Source organism: Streptomyces hirsutus, assembly GCF_001418415.1.
Classification (GTDB): Bacteria; Actinomycetota; Actinomycetes; order Streptomycetales; family Streptomycetaceae; genus Streptomyces; species Streptomyces hirsutus.
This window is the reverse complement of record NZ_LIQT01000157.1, coordinates 1-19,208: the sequence shown is the minus strand read 5'-3', so window position 1 is coordinate 19,208 and position 19,208 is coordinate 1. Positions and strand designations below refer to the sequence as shown.

Below are 19,208 nucleotides of genomic sequence, written 5' to 3'. Positions count from 1 at the left end.
CGACTCCTCGTCCCCGGGCGGCTTCTGGGCTGCGAGTCGTCCGCGAGGACAGCGGGCTGTCGCAAAAAGCGGCGTCCCGGGGGCTGTTCGTAGGGGGTCGGTGACTCGCTCGGAGCGAAATCCTGGACAAGACAACGCGCTGATCCCGGGGGAGAGCAGCGAGACTTGCTTGGCCCCACGTACTGTGCAAATGCGGATACACCTGAATTCATGCCCTTTGATCGGGTTGGATGGCGTCACCGAGCCTGGCCTTTGGCCGCATGCGGATGCTCGGGTGTGCGGGAACGAGGGGAACAGCCATCACATCGATGTGGGATGCCGCAGAGGGCAACGGATTTCGGGCGGCCGTGCTCGCCCTGACCCGGCGGCGGATCGAGATCTACAGGGACGCCGGCGAGACGTGGCGGTTTGCCGAAAGCCTGAAGTCCGTCAGCGAGGACACCGCCCAGGAGTACGAGGGCCGCACGATCCTCGAACTCGTCCAGAACGGCCACGACGCACTCGGCGACGCCAACCCGGGAAGGATCGCAGTCCTGGCGGTCTCCCAGGAGAGCGGTGGTGTCCTCTACGTCGCCAACGAGGGGGCGGCGTTCGCCGAGGAGAACTTCCGCGCCATCACCGAGCTGGCCCTGTCGAGCAAGGCGGCGGGGGAGGGGATCGGCAACAAGGGCCTCGGGTTCCGCAGCGTGCTGCAACTGACGGACTGGCCGGAGATCTACTCGAAGTCCTCACCCGCCTCTCCGGACTTCGACGGCTACTGCTTCCGTTTCGCCAGGCCCGAGGACGTGCGCACTCTGGTGGAGGAGCCGGCACTGGCAGCCCGGGTGACCGAGGACATCTCCCCGCTGGCACTGCCGGTACCGGCCGACATCACCGATCCCGTACTCAAGGAACTGGCCGAGGCCGGGTACTCCACGGTCGTCCGGCTCCCGCTGCGCGACCGGCATGCCTGGGGGCTCGCCGTGGCGCAGGCGGAGAACATGGTGAACAGCGAGGCGCCGCTCCTGCTCTTCCTCGACCGCGTGGCCGAACTCCTCGTCGAGGTGCGTGACGGATCTGATGCCTCCTTCCGGCACGTCCTCTCGCGTGCCGAGCGCGCATCGAACCTCGTCACCGCATGTGAGGCCGACTGGGTACGGGAGGTCGATCTCGCCGGGGCGGGCCGCTACCTGCTGGGGCGTCGAACACTCGATGCGGAGGAATTGAGTGGAGCGGTCGGTCGCAGCGTCCAGGCGCGCGAGATCGACGCCGCCTGGGAGAACTGGGACGCCGACGCATGGGTGGCGGTCGCGCTACGACTCGACGCGCCGCTCACCCACGGCCGCATGTACACCTTCCTGCCGATGGCCGCGGGAGTTCACGCCCCGTTCCCTGGTCACGCCCACGCTCCGTTCTTCACCAAGCTGGCCCGCCTCGACATCAGTGAGACGGTGGCCCTGAACGCCTTCCTCCTCGACCAGCTCGCCGTACTGACAGTGGAACTGAGCAGACGCATGTGCTCGGAGACCCCGCACCTCATCGCCGCGGACCTCGTTCTCGACCTCATGTGCTGGGACGTACCCGCCCGGCTCGACGCCGCTCTGAACGGGAAGCTTGCCGCCGAACCGATCGTGCCCCTGCACGGACGGGAGGCGTGGGGCTCGCTGCAGGACTCCTACGGATGGCCCGACGGCAAGCGCTCCTGGCGCGTTCTCACCACCGAGGCACTGACGAGGGCCGGAGCCGACCTGCTGACCCCGTCCGTCGGCCCCGTCCGTCACACGCGTCTGGACAAGCTGTGCAAGGCCGTTCTCTCCAGGCCCTTTCGTCCTCCGGCGCTCCTGGCCGCAGAGTGGGCCGAAACCGTGGCGCGGTCGCTGCTCGGCGGTACGGAGCCGGCAGGATTGGTGTGGGCGGACTTCTACAGTGACGTGTCCCATGCGTTCGCCCGGGACCAGGGCGTGTTGCGAGGCCGGCGCATCATCCTCACCCAGGACATGCAGCTGAAAAGCGCCCTCGGCGGCCGGACCGAGTCCGGCAGACAGGACGCGACCGTCTTCTTCCATCCCGAGCCCGACGACATCGCGGACAGCGACGCCGTCACTCGGGTCCCTGGTGACCTCAAGGCGCTCCGGCGCCGTATCTCCTTCACGCACCCTGCGATCACCTGGGACAGCGCCGGGCGAGGATTCCTCGAACGCAACGAACTGGTGCGCCCCTACCAACTGGACCGCGTCTTCGACGCGCTGGACGATCTGCTCTCCGACCATCCTTCGGAGGCGCTCAGCCGCGACGCCCTCACCTTCGCCTTCCGGCAGTACCCGCTGCTCACCCAGGCCCAGCGCCGACGGCTGGCCCGTATCCCCTTCCGGCTGCCGCCGGCCGAAGCCGGCCGGTGGGGGAGAGCCGCGCGCTGCTCCTTCTCACCCGCTTGGGGCACCGAGGGAGCGCGGCGGCTGGAGAGGTTCCTCGCGGAGGGGGGATCCCGGGTCCCCGCCCTGGCCGCCCAGCGGGAACAGTGGATCAGCGGCCCCGACGACTGGCCCGCTCCGGTTCGGGACCGAACGGCCTACATCGAGTTCCTGGAGGCCCTCGGTGTGTGCGACGGCCTGAGGCCGGGAGCCGTCGGGGAACGCCTTGGGGCCTGCCAGGGATACGAACTGCGGCCCTCGGGCCTCGCCGTGCGCCTCGGGCTGGAGGATGCTCTCGCCGACGCCTGGTCCGCCGACGTCAGGAGCGGGTGGACAAAGTTCGCGCACCCGTACACGCCGTACGAGTTCACGAAGGCGCCGGCCCACCTGGCAGGAGCGACCGAGGTCGCCGGGCTCGGCTCCGCCGCCCGACGCGAGTTCGCCGAACTGCTGATGTACGGGCTCCGCACCTGGGGCGAGGAGGTTCTCACCGTCACGGTGCACAGGCCCCTGTACCCCTTCAAAGACGCGCATGTCTGGCCCACTCCTCTCGCCTCTTACCTCCGAAGCCTGGACTGGCTTCCCGTCGAGGACCCGGACGGCCCGTCCTTCGTCGAACCACGTCGGGCCTGGTTCAGCATCGACGGCGAACTCCCGACCTTCGTCCCCGCGTTGCCCCTGTCGACGCGACGCCTGCTCACCGACAGGACCGTCGTCGAGCGTATGGTCCGGCTCGGCCTCCGCAAGTGGGACGATCCGCAGCATTCCGGGGCGGCGGTGAAGCAGCTCGGCGACGTGCTCGACCAGGGCGAAGTACCCGAGTACCTCAGCGTCTCCTTCAAACGGCACTACGAGCGGGCGTGGTCGAACATCGCGCGGACAGGCCGTTGGCCCTGGGCACCGGGTGAGGAGGTCCGCCTCGTGGTCAGCCGCACCAACGTGCTGGGCACCTTCACACCGTCGGCCGACGGAACACCGGTCATCGTCTGCGACGAGACGGATCCCCTGAAGGAAGCACTCATCGAGCTGGCGGGCCATCCGGTCCTCGTCGCCCCGGCGGAATCCGGTGAGGTCATTGGCCGCCTGGCCGAGGCGAACGGGCTGAAGATGGAGCGCACATCGGCCACCCATGTGCAGGTACGTCACCGCGACGGCGCCTCCATCACGCCGTCGGGGCAGACCACTGGGTTCATCAGGGGACGGGAGTGGCTGGTCACCGTGGTGGCACTCGCCATGGAACTCAAGTCCGGGGCTTTCGTACGCCGCAGCGAGCGTGGTGTCCGTGCTGCCCTCGAACGGCTTCGCACCCTCCGCGTCGTACACGCCGACGACGTGGAGATCGCCATCTCCGGTACGCCGACCGAACCGCCGTCGACGACGCGCGCGCTGCCGCTGCCGGACGCCGACCACCCCACGGTGGTCGTCTGGAGGTGCGACGAGGGCTGGGACGAACTGCAGGCGGCGACACCCGCCGTCGCGCAGCTGCTCGGCAGAGCGTGGCTGCAGGACGCGCTGGAACTGGTCCTGGTCAAACTCGAGCGGAGCTTCGACGGCAGCAGCCCCACGCTCATCGACGACAGCGTCCTCGCGGCGGCGCTGGACACGACCGAAGCCAAGGTCACCGAAATCCGGCGCAACCTCACCGGCGACGTGCAGGACACGGTGAGACTGCTCCGCCCGGTGCTGGCGTGTCTCGCCGCCGACACCTGGAACGAGGAGGCCGCCCACATCCTCGATCGTGCGGCCGGCGAGCGTGAGCTCGTCGAGATCATCGACCGGCTCGCGCCCGATCTGCCGCGCTCGTCGGCGGACCTGGTGGCCCTGGCCCGCTCCTGCACGAGGCCGGCGGAACTCCGGGACGAACTGCGGCTCGACTTCCAGCGGTTCAACGCCGCGCTGGTCTCTCTCGGCCACCCTCCGGAGCACTACCCCGAGCGCCATGAACAAGCCTTCGGGGACTTCGTGCGCGACCGCTCCGGCATTCTTCTCGACCGGCTTCGCGAGCGGTACGCCGTCGCCGCGCAGCAGGGCGAGGACATCTCCGGCTACGCCGCGGCCCGCGGTTTCCACGACCTGCAACCGGACCCGGACTGGCTTCCCCGGTTCATCACCCCTCCCGAGGAGGCGATGCACGGTAGGGTGCAGGAGTGGCTCCGTGCGCACGGAGCCGAAGACGACCTCGAGCGGTCCACCGAGCTCGAGCCCGTCGACCAACTCCGTGCACGCAACGCCGCCACGCTCGACGCGCTCGTGCCCGCGCTGGTTCCCCTGGTGGCCGCCTGGTGCCGCCGCCATGGCGTTCAGGTGCCCGCGGGGTGGCACGGGGCGGCATTGCTGGAGTGCAAGAGCCACGTCGACGGAACCGGGTTGAACGACCTGCTGCCGTTGAGCCAGGAACAACTGCTCGGCGCGGTGGCACGCGCTGTGGGGTGGCCCGCCGGAATGCCGCATGCCGCGGATGCTGCGGCACTGGGTCTCACCGACAGGGATTTCGCGCAGACGGCGGCGCGGTCCCAGGGCTCCGGTAGCTCCGTCGATGTCGCTCCGCGCACCATCACCATCGGAGACGCCGAGGTCAGGGTCGGGCGCGACCAGTTCTCCACCATCGCGGACATCGCCTCGAAGAGCATCGACGAAGCCTTTCTCACCCAGTCGGGCAGGGTGCGCCTGGACACCGTGGCCGGTGTGCCCCGGCCACGGCACGGAGGTGCTGCCACCGTCAAGCCACGCATCGTCGTCGCGAAGATGAACCAGGCCAACGAGGACCAGCGTTCCGCCGTCGGCCTCGTCGGGGGAGGTGGCCGCGCGCGCCTGGCTCCAGCGCCACTACCCCGACGTGCGGTGGACCTCGGGCTACGCGGCCGTCGTCAACGGAGACAGCGAGGCGTCCGACAGTCTGGGATACGACTTCGAGGTGGCATGGCGTGGTAACACCAGCCGGCTGTATGAGGTGAAGGCGCTGAGCGAACCGGGCGCCGAGCGGGTGGAGTTCGAGCTCGGACAGTCCGAGGTGGAAGCGGCCCGCCGCCACGCCCGGGGCAACCGCTACCGCATCCTGCTGATCACCTCGGCCCTCGTCCCGGAGGAACGCCGCGTGTTCGACCTGCCGAACCCGTTCTCGACCCAGGGACGCGACCGCTTCAGGATGGTCAGCCGGGGGCTGCGGTATCAGTGCTCGCCTTTGGGAAATGCGCGGCCCAGCAACTCGCATTGAGCAAGCGGCCTCAAGCAGTGGTGTTCGTGAGCCGTCATGCACCGCGGGAGTGGAAGTTCCCGGGACACCCCTCGATCGGGTTTTCAGGTGTTCGCCGGCGCAGTGCTGCGCAGTGGGTGGGGGCGCACTCCACCTGCTGATGGTCTCGGCGACGACGGAGGCGTCGGTGTCCGTGCGGGGCGCGCGGCACCCCGAGCCCGGCAGGAAGCGGAGACGTCCTTGCCGATGCTCCTGGGCTCGGCGTCACCGCTGCTTGGCTGGTTCTCCGGGAGAAACCGCGTCGTCAGTCCGTGGCGGTAGGCTCCACCAGGGATTTGTCAGGCCCTGAGGGACGAGCGGTGAGGAGGCCGACGCAGTGGCAGCAACGGGAGGGGAGCCGCGGCAGACGTCCGGCCCGGCCGTACCCAAGCCGGGGCCGGTCAAGCCCGCTCAGCAGTGGTTCCAGGAGCGTCCCTCTCCCTACCCCTGGGAGCAGGACGCGCTGGACCATGTCAGGCGCCTCCTGCCCGCGGCCGAGCCGTACCGCGCCTGGGCGACCTTCTCCTTCACCGCCCAGTCGGGCCGGGTCAACGAGTGTGATCTGCTGGTCGCCGTTCCCGCCGGCCTCTTCCTCGTCGAGATCAAAAGTCACCCCGGTGAGCTCCGCAACACCGGTTCGACCTGGAACTTCCGCGGTAAGGACCGCACCCGCACCATCAACAACCCGCTGCACTTCAACGATCTCAAGTCCAAGGAACTGCGCAGTCAGCTTCAGTGGGCCGCCCGCAAGCTCTACCGGAGCGACCGGATGGTTCCGCGTATCGAGCCGGCCGTCTTCCTGTCGGCTCCTGACCTGGTCAGCCACCTCGACGAGGTCCAGCGCCTTCGCGTGTACGGGCGCGACGACGGCGCGAGCGGTCTGAGCCGTATCTGGCAGGACTTCCTCGGTCTGCCCCCCGACCGGCCCGAGCGGCGTATCACCGAGGATTTCTCCAGGCACCGGCTGCCTCAGCTGCTCAAGGCCATCGGCATCCGGCAGTCGACCGGCCATCTGCGTTTCGGTGACGCCTGGAAGATGGAGCCGCACCCGCTCGACGCCGGGGCCTCGTGGGAGGACCGTCTCGCGAAGCGGGACGACGGTCTCGCCCAGGGGGAGGGCCGGGTGCGCATCTACCTGGTCAGCCAAGGAGCGACGGAAGCCGACCGCAAGAAGACGGAGCGCGCGGCCCGCCGTGAGTACCAGGTACTCCAGGGCATCACGCACCGTGGCATCGTCGACGCCGTCGAACTGCGCGACCACGAGGGCGGGCCGGCGATCCTCTTCCGCCACCGCCACACCGACCTGCGCCTGGACCAGTATCTGGACACCTACGGAAGCAGGCTCACCCCCGAGACCCGCCTCGACCTGGTACGCCAGCTCGCCGAGGCCGTCCGGCACGCCCACAGCCGCTCGCTGTACCACCGGGCGTTGGCGGCCCGTTCCGTCTACGTGTCGTTCCGAGGGGAGGGCGCCAGTCCCGAGCTGCGCATCACCGACTGGCAGACCGCGGCCCGCGACTTCGACAGCAACGCCACCTTCTTCCTGTCCATCGGCGGCTCCGCGCTGGACGCGGCGCTGATCGAGGACGCGGCCCAGGTGTACCTGGCCCCCGAGACGGACCTGCCCTTCCCCGACCCGGGGGACCTGGACATCTTCGGGCTGGGTGCCGTTTCCTATCTGATCCTGACCGGCAAGCCGCCGGCCCCGCAGCGCAGCGTTCTCAAGGAGCGGCTGCGCACCGAATCGGGACTGCATCTGTTCGCGGTCGCCGACGGCGTCTCCGACGCACTCGACGCATTGGTCTTCAAAGCCACCCGCGCCGACGTCAACGACCGCCTCAGTTCCGCGGAGGAGTTCCTGGACCTCCTCGACGAGGCGGAACGGGCCGGTGCCGTCCCCGACTCCGCGGCGGCGCCGGCCGTCGACCCACTGGAGGCGCTGCCCGGCCAGGCCCTGGACGAGGAATGGTCGGTACGCCGGGTCCTCGGCACGGGGGCCACGGCCCGGGCACTGCTCGTGGAGCGTGCCGTGGAGGACGACGACGGCACGATCCGCGTCGAAGAACGTGTCTTCAAGATCGCACTCGACGAGCAGAAGGCCGACCGGCTGCGCGCGGAGGAGCGCGCCCTGAAGCTGGTCGGCGGCGGCGCCGTGGTCCAGTTGCGCGGCGACGGGCTGCGCGAGATCGGTGCGCGTACGGTCCTGCAGCTGGAGTACGCCGGTGAGCAGTCCCTCGGCGCCCGGCTGCGCGGCACGGGCCAGCTCACCTACGACGACCTGGAGAATTTCGGCGAGGATCTGTTCCTGGCGCTCGACCAGCTCGCCGCCAACGGTGTCCGCCACCGCGACATCAAGCCGGACAATCTCGGCATCCAGCGCCGCAAGGACTTCACCTGGCAGCTGAAGCTGTTCGACTTCTCCCTGACAGACGCCTCCGACCGTGACGTGAAGGCCGGTACCCGCGGTTATCTCGATCCGTTCCTCGGTTCGGTGCGCCGCCCGCACTTCGATGACCACGCCGAGCGGTACGCCGCGGCCGTCACCCTGCACGAGATGGCGAGCGGTGAGCGGCCGCTGTGGGGCGACGGCCGCATAGACCCGCTCACCAACGAGGCCGCCGAGCTGCACATCGCCAGTGAGGTCTTCTACCGGCCGTTGCAGTCCGGCCTGACCGCCTTCTTCCGGCGCGCCCTGCACCGTGACATCGAGCACCGCTTCGACACGCTGCGGCAGATGAAGGACGCCTGGCAGAAGGTCTTCCGGGACGCCGACACGGACCGGCCGCCGACCACCCCCTCCACGGTGGGCACCGAGGCGGAGGACACGGAGCAGGCACGGGACCGGGCGGCCCTTGCCGCCGACGCCGGCACGGAGCTGGAGCTGGCCGGTCTGTCGCCGCGTGCGGTCACAGTCGCCGCGGGGCTCGGCGCCACCACGGTGGGCCAGTTGCTGGACATCCAGCCGTCCGTGATCTCCAAAGCCCGCGGCGCCGGCCCGTTGGTGCGCAAGGAGCTGAACCGCCGCCGCAACCAGTGGGCGGCCGCCCTGCGCGGGAAGGCCGCCGTACCGGCGGCGCGCAAGGCTGCCTCTCCGACGAAGGACGAGGACCCGCAGGCCGGGGTGACCGGCATCCTGTCGGTCGACGACATGGCCGGCCTGTTGACCCCGCCTCCCGGCCGCAAGGGCTCGCACCGCGCCGACGTGGTACGCCTCACCCTCGGTATTCCACCCGAGGACGGCGGACTCTCGCCGCTGGGCCCCTGGCCCGTGCAGGCGCGGATCGCCGAGCATCTGGGCATCAAGCAGCCGCCGGTCTCCCGCCACCACCGGGCGGAGATCAAGCGATGGGCCGAGGCCGAGTGGCTGCGGGCGGTGTGCACCGAACTGGTCGGGGTCGTCGCGAACTTCGGCCGTGTGATGACCACGTCGCAGGCCGCCCAGGAGCTCCGTGCCCTGCACGGGGCGCAGGACGACACCCCCGAGCGCGTGCTGGCCCGGTCGCTGGCCGTCGTCCGTGCCGCCGTCGAAGCGGAGACCCGTGAGGAAGAGGGGCACGAGCCACGCCTCGCCGTGCACCGGCGCGGCGACACCGTGCTGCTGGCGTCCGAGTCCCTGCCCGGCACCGACGACCCGAACCCCCACGAACTGGCCGACTACGCGGCGGAGCTGGGCACGACCGCGGAGAAACTCGCCGCCCGTGAACCCCTCCCCGGACGCGCCGAGGTGGTCCGGGAGCTGCGTGCGGTGCCCGCCCCGGAGGGGTTCACCCCTCTCGCCGACACCCATTTGGTGCCGCTGGCCGCCGCCGTGGCCTCACCCGTGGTGCGCCACACACCCCGCATGGAGCTGTACCGACGTGACCTGAGCCTGGAACGCGCACTGCGCATCTCGCAGGCCGGCGCCAGTGTCCGGGCGGACCGAGGGATCACGGCGACCGAACTCGTCGCCCGGGTACGGGCCCGCTTCCCCGGTCTCGACGTCCTGTCCGACGGCCGGGAGCCGACCCCCGTAGCGCTGGAGGACGCGCTCCAGACGGCTCGCTTCGATCTGCGGCACGACGACGAAGCCGGACTTTTCCTTCCCCCGGCGCCGCGGTCGACCGGCCCCTGGTCCTCCACCGGCTCGGTCACCAGCATGCTGCCCCCGGTACGGGCCCACGCGCGCCGTGAGCCCGACGACCCGCACGGCGCGCTGCGCGAACAGCTCACCGAGAGCGCCGGCCGCGGCGGCTTCCTCGCCCTCACGGTCAAGGCCGCCCGCCTGCCGGGCACGGCGGAGACGATCTCCGCCCGCTTCCCGGTGGTGCCCATCGACCTCGGGGCACTGTTCCTGCGGGAGTTCAGGCAGCTCACCACGGAGAAGGGCCAGGACTGGCGGACGGTCCTGCGCGCCGACGCGGCCTCCGCGCCCGGCCGCGTGAAGCCGGGCCTCGCCACGTTCGTCCGCGTCGTGTGGCAGCGCGTCGCCGAAGACCTCGCCGCCCGCTCCGCCGAGCCCCGCACGATCCTCTTCCTCCATGACGCGGGCCTGATCGCCCGCTACTGGGACGAGGGCGGCCGTACGTTCCTGGTCACCCTCCAGGCCGCAGCCCGCCGACCCTCGGACGGACCGCATGGCCTGTGGCTCCTGTGCCCGATGGAGTCTCGCACCCAGGACCCGCACCTGGACGGACAACCGGTTGAGGCACTGCGCAATGACGGGGAACTGGCCTATCTGGACGGGGAGTTCCTGAAGCAGCCGGCGTAGCGGGCTGAAGGGGGCACGCCCACTGGGCGAAGCAGCAGCCGTGCGTCACTCGCCGCAGGCGCGGGATACCGGCTGACGGTATGTACGGCTGTCGTGTCGGGTTTCCTGCGTGATCAGGAACCGGCGCGGAGGAGAAGCAAGTCGAGTACCGGTCCGTCGGGGCTGGACTCGTACGGGCCGGCATACCGGTAGCCGAGGCTGAGGTAGAGCCGCTGTGCCGGCGCGCCGGGCATAGCGAGTAGGGAGACCCATCGGGGGCGCATCGCGTCGAGGAGGGCCTGGTGGATACGGGTTCCGATGCCTTGGCCCTGCCAGCCGGGGCGCACGGCGAGTTCGCAGATCCCGACGAGGGAGTCGGTGGTGCGCGCGTCCTCGGGGGTGATCCGCGGCAGGAGGTCTTCGCCGTACCAGTAGGCGGGGGTGCAGCGGAAGCCGTAACCGTAGCCGATGAGGAGGCCGTCGGCGTAGGCGGTGATCAGAGTGAAGTCGTCGCGACGAGCGTGGCCGGTGATCTGGCGGCGCAGGGCGTCGGGGGTGAACCCGGCGTCGGCGACGTCGGGGTGGGCGGCATGGGCGTCGGCCCAGGTGTCGACGAGGGCATCCAGGAGAAGTTCAATATCGTCGGCGCTGTGCCGACGCAGGGTGGGGGAGTCGGGCATGGGAGTCCTTCAGGAGGCGGGCGCAGCAACGCGGTAGGTATCGAGGCAGTTGTGCGCTCTGCTTGACGGTTGCTGTCGGCTGTCAGTTGACCGGCATACGGGGCACGCCGCCCTTGCGGCTGATGTCGAACGCCAGCCGGTAGATGTCCGGGATGTCGATCGCCTCTCCGCTGCGTCGGGTCATCACGCCCAGCTCGATGAGTTCCTCCAGCACTGCGGCGGGGTTGTCCAGCGCCCGTGGACCGCTGCCCGAACGCGGGTCTTCCAGGTGTTCCTTCACCTTGGCGGCCAGCGAGCCCTGGTGCCAGGCGTAGTAGAGGGCGGAGGGCTGCAGGGGGACCTGGCTGTTCTCCAGCTGCTCCACCGCGAGGGCCGCCCAGCCGATGTCGTCCTGCAGCTCCTCCACCCTGTTGTGGGCGGCGAAACTGAGGCTTTGGCGGATGGCCTCGTAGTGGAGGGGGGCCGGGTGGCCCGCGTGCCGTTCACCGGTCAGCACAGCGGCTTTGCAGAGAGCCTTCAGCCACGTCCGGGGACTGACCCGTCCCCTGCCGTCCTGGAGGTGGTTCGGCACCCAGGTGTACGTGTGTCCCTTGCGCCGGTCCGTGCCCATGAACGGTCCGGCGAGGGTGATGAATACCTCCTCCTGACGTCTCCGGTCCGCGACGACATCGACGGGCGCGACGTGCCGGCCGTCTTCGTCCGTCCACCTACCGGTCGCCGCGCGGAACTTCTCGGCTTCGGGAGTGGGGTGGTTGCCCAACTGGTGGAAAAGCAGACCGTAGAGGTTTTCCCGGCTCCATTCCAGGTCGGTGGCGTTCGCGCCGAGTTTGGAGGCGTCGGCGAACATCTTCGGGGCGTTCTCGTACATGTCCGGCCGTACGAAGATCTTGGCTCGCAACGTGCCGGTGGTCAGCCGCAGTTCGAGGGCCAGCCGGAACAGTTCGGACAGCAGCCGGTCCGCCTGCCCCCGCTCGCCGTGCAGGTGATCGAGCGCGTCGAAAAGCAGGACGAGTGTCTCGCCGCGGTCGCGACTGTGGCGGTCGGCGCGGATGATGGCTGTGTCGTAGGCCTCCGGGTTGGCCCGTGCCCACCGGACGCGGTCGGCCCAGGTGTCGATGGAGCGGACCTCGGGGACGTCCAGGGCCATCAGGACGATCGCCGACCACAGGTCCTGGGGGTCCACGCCGTCGTTGACGAGCTTCTCCCGCGTCCGCTTCATCGGGAAGGGGGGCTCACCTGTCCCTTCGTTCCCCAGCCCGAACGCAGTGATCACCCGGGTGCGCCGGAGTCGGGGCATCATGTATGAGGCGGCGGCGATCTCCCTGAGCCGCTCGTCGACCAGTGCCTTGGCCCAGAATGTCTTGCCCGTGCCACGCGCTCCGCGCACCACGGTGACGTCCGGATCCAGCGCCAGCCGGTGTGAGGACGGAGTGAACAGGGTCCGCAGACCGGGGCCGGTGGTGTTCGCGTCGGGGGCCGCGCCGAGCGCTTCGATCAGCAGTGTGCGGTAGTCGGCGGGCGTCGGTTCGCTCATCACGCGTCCTCGTGCGGTTCGGGCAGCAGGCGTTCCACCGTAGTCGTGAACTTGCTGTACGCGGCCTCCACGAACGGCAGCTCCGGCCAGCGGCGACTGCGTGAGGGGTCGAGCCCCACCAGGTCGTTACCGAAGAGGATGGGGATCGCCGCGTAGGGGGCGTCGTCCACCTGGCCGTAGGGCGAGTAGAACGGCTCGGGCTCGTCCTCGTCGGGAAGGTTGTACAGCGTGTCCACGAACAGGTCGTAGGCGTTCTTGCGCAGCACGCCCAGCCGCTCAGTGTCACCCGCCGAGTGGAACATCGCGCCCACCATCCTGATTCTTTCCCGGAGTTCGCGTGCGCGGTCCGGCCGGCGCTGCCACTCGGAGAGCAGCATCCGGTATCCCTCCCAGGTCGACGGGTTGTCCACGGCGAACAGCAGGGCGAGCCCGCTGAGCCGGGTGAGCGTGACGGCGGCGATGTCGTGTATTCCGGCGCGGCTGTCGAGCAGTACGTGGTCGGGGCGCCGTGCGCGCCTCTCGACCTGGTCCTCGCACGCGGCGATGGCCTGTTCCAGCCGGACGGCGAACGGGCGCGGAGTCGGATCGTCCCGGGTGGCCGGCAGGTCGGTGTAGATGCGGTTCAGCTTCGACAGGTAGGTGTAGGGCTGTCCTTCCAGCGGCAGTCCGACCGCCGGAGCGAGGAACACCTCTCCGTTGCTCTGGTAGTTCAACAGCGAGGCGCGGCTGACGAGTTCGAGGGTGTCCGCATTGCCGACCGCGGCCTCGACGAGATGGTCCACGATGCCGTGCCGTGGTCTGCCCGCCTCGTCCGAGAGCAGGTTGGACACGCCGGGCGACTCCAGGTCGAGGTCGACGACGAGCACGCACCGGCCCAGGTCGGCCAGGTGGCGGGCGAGGACGGCGGTCGCGGTCGAGCGGCCGACACCGCCCTTGAACCCGTACAGGGCCACGCGCCGGTCCCGCCGGGAGACCGGAGTGCCGGACGTGCTGTCGTCGCCGTGGTCGCCCTGCTGGAGCCAGTCGGTTCCGACGACCGTGCGTTCCAGCGTGCAGACTCTGCCGACACCGTCGGCGCGCGGGCTCACCTCGGTGAGTTCCGGCGCGGTGAAGAACAGCTCCGGCGCGAACATGGAGCGCGCGGTCTGTACCGGCTCCACTCCGGTGAACGGGTGGGTGGCCTCGGTGAACCGCTCGCGCAGCGCGGTGAATTCGGGGGAGTCCGACGGGAGCTTCTGCTGCATGTCGTCGATGAGGAGCGAGGACCGGCCGAGCAGGTCACGGGCCAGTACGACGTCACGGCCGAGCGCCGCGGCGTCCTCGGCCACCTTCTGCGCGGCCAGCCATGAACTGTCGAAGCCCGCGGTGGGTGTGGTCACGCGAGGCTCCCGGTGCCCAAGAACGTCGCCTGCTCATGCGCGGCAAGGAGCTCGTACGCCGCCCGCAGGTGCCGGTCGAGGTCCGCGTCGCTGATCGTCGTACCGTCGCAGTACCTTCCGGACACGTCCCAGTCGTGGAACGGGTTGTGCCCGATCAGCCGAAGGAACAGAACCCCTGTCTCACGCGCCCGCCGACGGTCGAGAATCGTGGTCAACTGCCCCCACAGGTCGGGAAGGTGCTCGTGCAGGTACTCCTTGCGGTCCTGCTTGCGCCACTTGCCCCCGGGTAGATTCGGCTGCGAGCCGAGCTCCAGGTCCTGGTTGTAGGGCCGCTGCTTGTCGTTGAGCCGGGAACCCAGGTAATCGAGGAGGATCGCCTTGATCGCGCATTCGGCGGCCAGCCCGGCCGAATGGTCGGCGGCGATGCGTAACCGGCGCGCAGCGGCCAGCCGGGCCGAGTGGTAATGATGGCCGCTCGCCGCCCGGAAGTCCGGTGGCGGGGCGGCGGAAGTCGTCGGAGCCGTCACGCTGATCACCTTATCGGCGTGATCCGCGGGAAAGGGAGCGTTTCCGCACGAGAGGCGCCCTGCGCTGACCAGCTGCGGCCTGGCAGGATTGGGGTCTGAGCACGGACGATCACGGTGGACGAGGGAGCCGTGGGGGACGCGCAGTGCATCGAGAAGGAAGCGGAACGTGACGGACGTCAAGGCTGGTGTGGACCCGCAGGCCCTGCTCAAGGACCTGAAGCGGCAGGTCATTGCGCTGGAGGAGGACCTGCGGGCGCGCACGGAGTCCGTGGACGAGATCCGCGACCGCCTGGAGGCCGAGTACGGGCACGCCCGGGAGGCCCGGCGCACGGCAGCCACGTACGGGGCCTGGCGTGACGAGCGGGTCACCCAGTCCGCGGCGGCCTGGGTGCTGGCCTGCGTCTTCGTCCGCTTCTGCGAGGACAACGGCCTCATCGACGAGCCGTTCATCGCGGGCCCGGGGGAGCGGCTCGCGGAGGCGGAGGCCCGGCACGAGGTGTACTTCCGCGAGAACCCGACGAAGAACAACCGCGACTGGCTGTTCGCCGCGTTCGACGCCATCCGCGAGGCGAACGACACGGCGGCCGGCCTCTTCGACGAGGCCCACAATCCCCTGTGGAACATCACGCCCAGCTACGAGGCGGCGACCGAACTGCTGTCGTTCTGGCGGCGGTGGGGCGCCGAGGGCGAGATCCGCTACGACTTCACCGACCCCGAGTGGGACACCCGCTTCCTCGGCGACCTCTACCAGGACCTCAGCGAACACGCCCGCAAGACGTACGCGCTGCTCCAGACCCCCGAGTTCGTGGAGGAGTTCATCCTCGACCTCACGCTTGAACCAGCCGTCTCGACGGACGCGTTCGGCCTGAACCCGGCGTGGGAGGGCCCGGACGGGGAGGAACGGCGCGGCCTGCGGACCATTGACCCGGCCTGCGGGTCAGGGCACTTCCTGCTGGGCATCTTCCACCGGCTGATGGACAAGTGGCGGGCGGCTGAGCCGGGCACGGATGTCTGGACGTTGGTGCGCCGGTCCCTGGAGTCGGTCCACGGCTGCGACAAGAACCCGTACGCGGTGAGCATCGCCCGGTTCCGGCTGCTGGTGGCCGCCATGCGGGCGGCGGGGGCGCGGCGGCTGAAGGACGCGCCGCCGTTCCCGATCAACGTGGCGGTGGGGGACTCGCTGCTGCACGGACGGGACGCGGCGGGTATCCAGACCGACCTGGACACGCTGTTCGCCGAGGCGCAGATCGGGCGCGAGGAGGGGGCGTTCGCGTACTCGACGGAGGACGTGTGGGAGTACGCGAAGCGGGTTGATTTGTTGGGGCGGGGATCTTATCACGTGGTGGTGGGGAATCCGCCCTACATCACGGTTAAGGACAAGCAGGAGAACGAGAATTACCGGCTGTCGTACGACGCCTGTGCGGGCAAGTATGCGTTGTCGGTGCCATTCGCGCAGCGGTTGTTCGAGCTGGCGGTGAAGGGTGCGGGTGGGCGTGCGGGTGGTGGCGGGTTCGTGGGGCAGATCACCGCGAATTCGTTTATGAAGAGGGAGTTCGGGAAGAAGCTCATTCAGGATGTCTTCCGGAACCGGGTTGAATTGTCCCATGTGATCGATACGTCCGGTGCCTTCATCCCCGGCCACGGAACGCCGACCGTCATTCTTGTGGGCCAGAACCGTGTGCCCAGTCCGGATCGGACGCTTCGAGCTGTACTCGGTGTGCGGGGCGAGCCTTCGCAGCCAGAGGATGCGGCGCAAGGCGCCGTTTGGCAGGCGATTTTGGAGCAGGTGAAGGTGCCTGGGTCTGATTCTGACTGGGTTTCTGTGGAGGATGTGGCAGCCCAAAAATTCAACTCGCACCCTTGGTCTGTGAGTGGGGGAGGCGCGGCAGCGCTGTTCCAATCCATTGAGGGGAGATCGCGCAATAGGCTTGGAAAGGTTATTCGCAGAGTAGGCTTCTTTGGGGTCGTCGGGGCTGATGATGCTATGACTGCCCCCAAGCGTGCATTTGCTTACAAAGGAGCGGACGGTTCCCTTGTAAGGCCCCTGGTGCTTGGTGAAGAGGTGCGTGACTGGTCTGCTGCTGCGCAAAATAGTGTTCTATTCCCGTATGACTCAAGTCATGGCCTGAGGGAGATCGCTGAAGAGCCTAGTGCTTCATCATGGCTTTGGCCTCTTAGGGTTGAATTGGGGAATCGGGCGACTTTTTCGAAAAATACCTACTTTGATGAAGGCCGCCCGTGGTATGAGTGGCATCAACTGCCTAAAGATGCCGGGGCTAGTAAGAGGGCGCTGGCCTTTGCTTTTGTGGCGACACATAATCATTTTGTGATCGATTGGGGTGAAAGTGCGTTCAATCGTTCCGCTCCGGTCATCAAGCTGCCTGAGGGGGCCAGTGAGGAGGAGCACCTGGAACTGTTGGGGGTGCTGAACTCTTCGACTGCTTGCTTCTGGTTGAAACAGGTCAGCCAGGATAAAGGGAATCGAGGTGGGGAGCGATCTACGGGACGGTATGCCTGGGAAAGCTTCTATGAGTTCACTGGTACTAAGCTTCAGGAGTTCCCTCTTCCCGAGCAACTGCCGCTTACGCTTGGACGTATGCTGGACTCGGCGGCGAGTCAGCTCGCGCTGTGTGAGCCCGCTGCTGTGACTGCGGAGCAAGTGCCGCTCCGGAGGGTGCTTAGCGGCGCAAGTGCCAGCTACGAGCATATTCATCGCGGGATGATTGCTTTGCAGGAAGAGCTGGACTGGCAGGTGTACGGTCTCTACGGACTGCTTAGTTCGGAAGACGTGGCGAGGGCTACCGTTCCTTCGGAACGACTGTCTGAATGTCCCGATGTCAAATTTGGGCAACGTGCCTTTGAGCTCGTGATTGCACCCAATGCTGAGCGGGATGAAGCCGTCGAGCAGTGGTTCAAGCGGCACGATTCCATCCCCGCTACCGAAATTCCCATCCGCTGGCCGGACTGGTATCGCGACATCGTCCAAGCGCGTATCGACATCATCAAATCCCGCAAGGGCATCGCCCTCATCGAGCGACCCGAGTGCAAGCGGCGCTGGGCCGCCGATTCATGGAAGAAGAAGGAATGCGCCGCGCTGCGGAACTGGTTGCTGGACCGGTGCGAGAAGCAGGAGCTTTGGTACGAGGTCCGGGACGGGCTCAAGCGGCCCCGTCCGATGACCGTCAACTACCTTGCCGACCAGCTCAGCGCGGACGATGACTTCACCTCCGTTGCCGCGCTCTACGCCTCCGACCACCTCGGCAAGCCCGACCTGCCCCTCGCGCAGATACTGACCGAGGTCATCGCCGACGAGCACGTGCCCTACCTCGCCGCGATGCGCTACAAGGACCCCGGCCTGCGCAAGCGCGCGCAGTGGGAAGAGGTCTGGCGGCAGCAGCGTGAGGAGGACCGTACCGGGGAGCGGCTCAACATCCCCGTACCGCCGAAGTACACGTCCGCCGACTTTGCCCGCGCGTCCTACTGGTCGAACCGCGGCAAGCTGGATGTGCCCAAGGAGCGGTTCATCTCCTACCCCGAGGCCGGGCCCGACAGCGACTCGACGCTGATGCTCGGTTGGGCCGGCTGGGACTACAAGGACCAGGCGCAGGCCCTCTTCGAGCTGCTGGCAGCCCGCACCACGCGGGACGGCTGGAGTTCCGAACGGGTCGTTCCGCTGCTTGCCGGCCTCCACGAGGTCATGCCCTGGGTCAAGCAGTGGCACGGCGAGTACGACGACGAGTGGGGCGACGTACCGGCCGACGAACTGGAGGCTGAGTACGAAAACCAGCTCCGCAAGCACCAGGTCGGGGCCGAGGACTTGAAGGCGTGGCGCCCGGTGCGGAAGACGCGTGGCCGCAAGGCGGCGGCGAAGCAGTCCACGCCGGACGTGGAGTAGCCGCGACGCGTTCGTTGGGGCAGCAACAGACGCTGCCCCAAAGGAAGTTCAGACGCGTGAGTCGGTCGCCAGTGTCGTGAACGCCGACCATGCCTCGCGAGAGACAGCCAGGGGCTGCCTCTCAATGTCCTTCGAGTCGCGGACTAGAACGGTCTCAGGGCGCACAGCGACCTCCACGCAGTTGCCGCCGCCACCGCCGCTGTAGCTGCTCTTGAACCAAGCAAGTTCGGTGGTGCTCATAGCGCTCCTCGCATCTGCTCCAGCAGGCTCGCGGTGGTTTGATGACTCAAAGCCTGCGAGCGCATCTTGCCATAGCGCTGGAGCATGGCGCTTGCGGCTTTTGTGTCGGTGACGAGCATGCTGCAGTCATGCGCTTCTACGTAGCCCACCCAGCGATTCTCTACGGTCTCAGCGAGGTAGAGAGGGCCCTCGAAGCCGGAGTGATCCTCCTGAGTCCGAGGCATGACTTGAATCTCCACGTTTCGGAGGCGGCCCGCATCCAGGAGGTTGCTGAGGAGTGCGTACGTGACCTCGGCACCTGCCAGACGGCGGTCCAGTAGCGCTTGTTCGACAACGAAGCTGAACGTACTGTTCGGCCGCTCGGTCAGGAGGCGCTGGCGTTCGAGACGAGCCGTGACCTGCTGCTCGAACTGCTCCTCCGACAGGGGAGGAAGGCGGCGGTCGAAGAGGGCGCGAATGTATGGCTCGGGCTGAAGCAGGCCTGGAATCACCGCGCACTCATACGCATACAGCGAGACCGCCTCCTCCTCGATCCCCGCCCACTGCCGGAACCACGACGCCAGCCCCGCCTTCCGAGTCAGACTCTTCGCGGCCGCCCCCAGTAC

The 19,208-nt window shown here is 68.4% G+C and carries 10 protein-coding genes; 4 read left to right on the top strand and 6 right to left on the bottom strand.

Annotated elements, in window-relative coordinates; all coding sequences use genetic code 11:
• The first annotated feature begins 308 nt into the window (after positions 1-308).
• The 3 genes from AOK11_RS12510 (at position 309) to pglW (ending at position 10,369) form a co-directional block, all read left to right on the top strand.
• A complete protein-coding gene (locus tag AOK11_RS12510) occupies positions 309-5,321 on the top strand; it encodes a sacsin N-terminal ATP-binding-like domain-containing protein (RefSeq protein ID WP_157869340.1) in 5,013 nt (1,670 codons plus the stop codon).
• Positions 5,305-5,604, top strand: coding sequence for a hypothetical protein (locus AOK11_RS42770; protein WP_338058925.1), 300 nt, complete (start codon positions 5,305-5,307; stop codon positions 5,602-5,604). The genes AOK11_RS12510 and AOK11_RS42770 overlap by 17 nt, the downstream gene beginning before the upstream one ends.
• A 355-nt stretch (positions 5,605-5,959) precedes the next feature.
• Positions 5,960-10,369 (top strand): BREX system serine/threonine kinase PglW, encoded by a 4,410-nt coding sequence (gene pglW / locus AOK11_RS12500; protein WP_055593755.1) that lies wholly within the window; start codon positions 5,960-5,962, stop codon positions 10,367-10,369.
• 113 nt (positions 10,370-10,482) lie between these two features.
• On the opposite strand, the gene AOK11_RS12495 is transcribed toward pglW, so the two are convergent.
• The 4 genes from AOK11_RS12495 to AOK11_RS12480 form a co-directional block, all read right to left on the bottom strand.
• Complete coding sequence (locus AOK11_RS12495; protein ID WP_055593754.1) at positions 10,483-11,028, bottom strand: GNAT family N-acetyltransferase; 546 nt, start codon at positions 11,026-11,028, stop codon at positions 10,483-10,485.
• An 82-nt stretch (positions 11,029-11,110) separates the two neighbouring features.
• Entirely contained in the window at positions 11,111-12,562 is a 1,452-nt protein-coding gene (locus AOK11_RS12490; protein ID WP_055593753.1) for a hypothetical protein, read from the bottom strand.
• Entirely contained in the window at positions 12,562-13,941 is a 1,380-nt protein-coding gene (locus AOK11_RS12485) for a KGGVGR-motif variant AAA ATPase (protein ID WP_055593752.1), read from the bottom strand. The genes AOK11_RS12490 and AOK11_RS12485 overlap by 1 nt, the downstream gene beginning before the upstream one ends.
• Positions 13,938-14,468 (bottom strand): hypothetical protein, encoded by a 531-nt coding sequence (locus tag AOK11_RS12480; protein WP_157869338.1) that lies wholly within the window; start codon positions 14,466-14,468, stop codon positions 13,938-13,940. Before AOK11_RS12480 ends, AOK11_RS12485 begins: the two co-directional genes overlap by 4 nt.
• A 166-nt stretch (positions 14,469-14,634) precedes the next feature.
• Here AOK11_RS12480 and pglX point away from each other — a divergent pair, with 166 nt between their 5' ends.
• On the top strand, positions 14,635-18,363 hold the full coding sequence (gene pglX / locus AOK11_RS12475) for a BREX-2 system adenine-specific DNA-methyltransferase PglX (RefSeq protein ID WP_055593750.1): 3,729 nt from the start codon (positions 14,635-14,637) through the stop codon (positions 18,361-18,363).
• A 48-nt stretch (positions 18,364-18,411) separates the two neighbouring features.
• Here pglX and AOK11_RS12470 read toward each other — a convergent pair whose 3' ends face one another.
• Positions 18,412-18,603: a DUF397 domain-containing protein gene (locus tag AOK11_RS12470; protein WP_055593749.1), complete on the bottom strand. Its 192-nt coding sequence runs from the start codon at positions 18,601-18,603 to the stop codon at positions 18,412-18,414.
• Positions 18,600-19,208 (bottom strand): DUF5753 domain-containing protein (locus tag AOK11_RS12465; protein ID WP_055593748.1); only part of this gene is annotated, 609 nt, incomplete at its 5' end. The genes AOK11_RS12470 and AOK11_RS12465, both read right to left, overlap by 4 nt.

Excerpts from the sequence above, each read along its gene's own strand:
- AOK11_RS12470 (WP_055593749.1), bottom strand. The coding sequence starts at position 18,603 with ATGAGCACCACCGAACTTGCTTGGTTCAAGAGCAGCTACAGCGGCGGT.
- AOK11_RS12495 (WP_055593754.1), bottom strand. The coding sequence starts at position 11,028 with ATGCCCGACTCCCCCACCCTGCGTCGGCACAGCGCCGACGATATTGAA.
- AOK11_RS12510 (WP_157869340.1), top strand. The coding sequence starts at position 309 with ATGTGGGATGCCGCAGAGGGCAACGGATTTCGGGCGGCCGTGCTCGCC.
- AOK11_RS12490 (WP_055593753.1), bottom strand. The coding sequence starts at position 12,562 with ATGAGCGAACCGACGCCCGCCGACTACCGCACACTGCTGATCGAAGCG.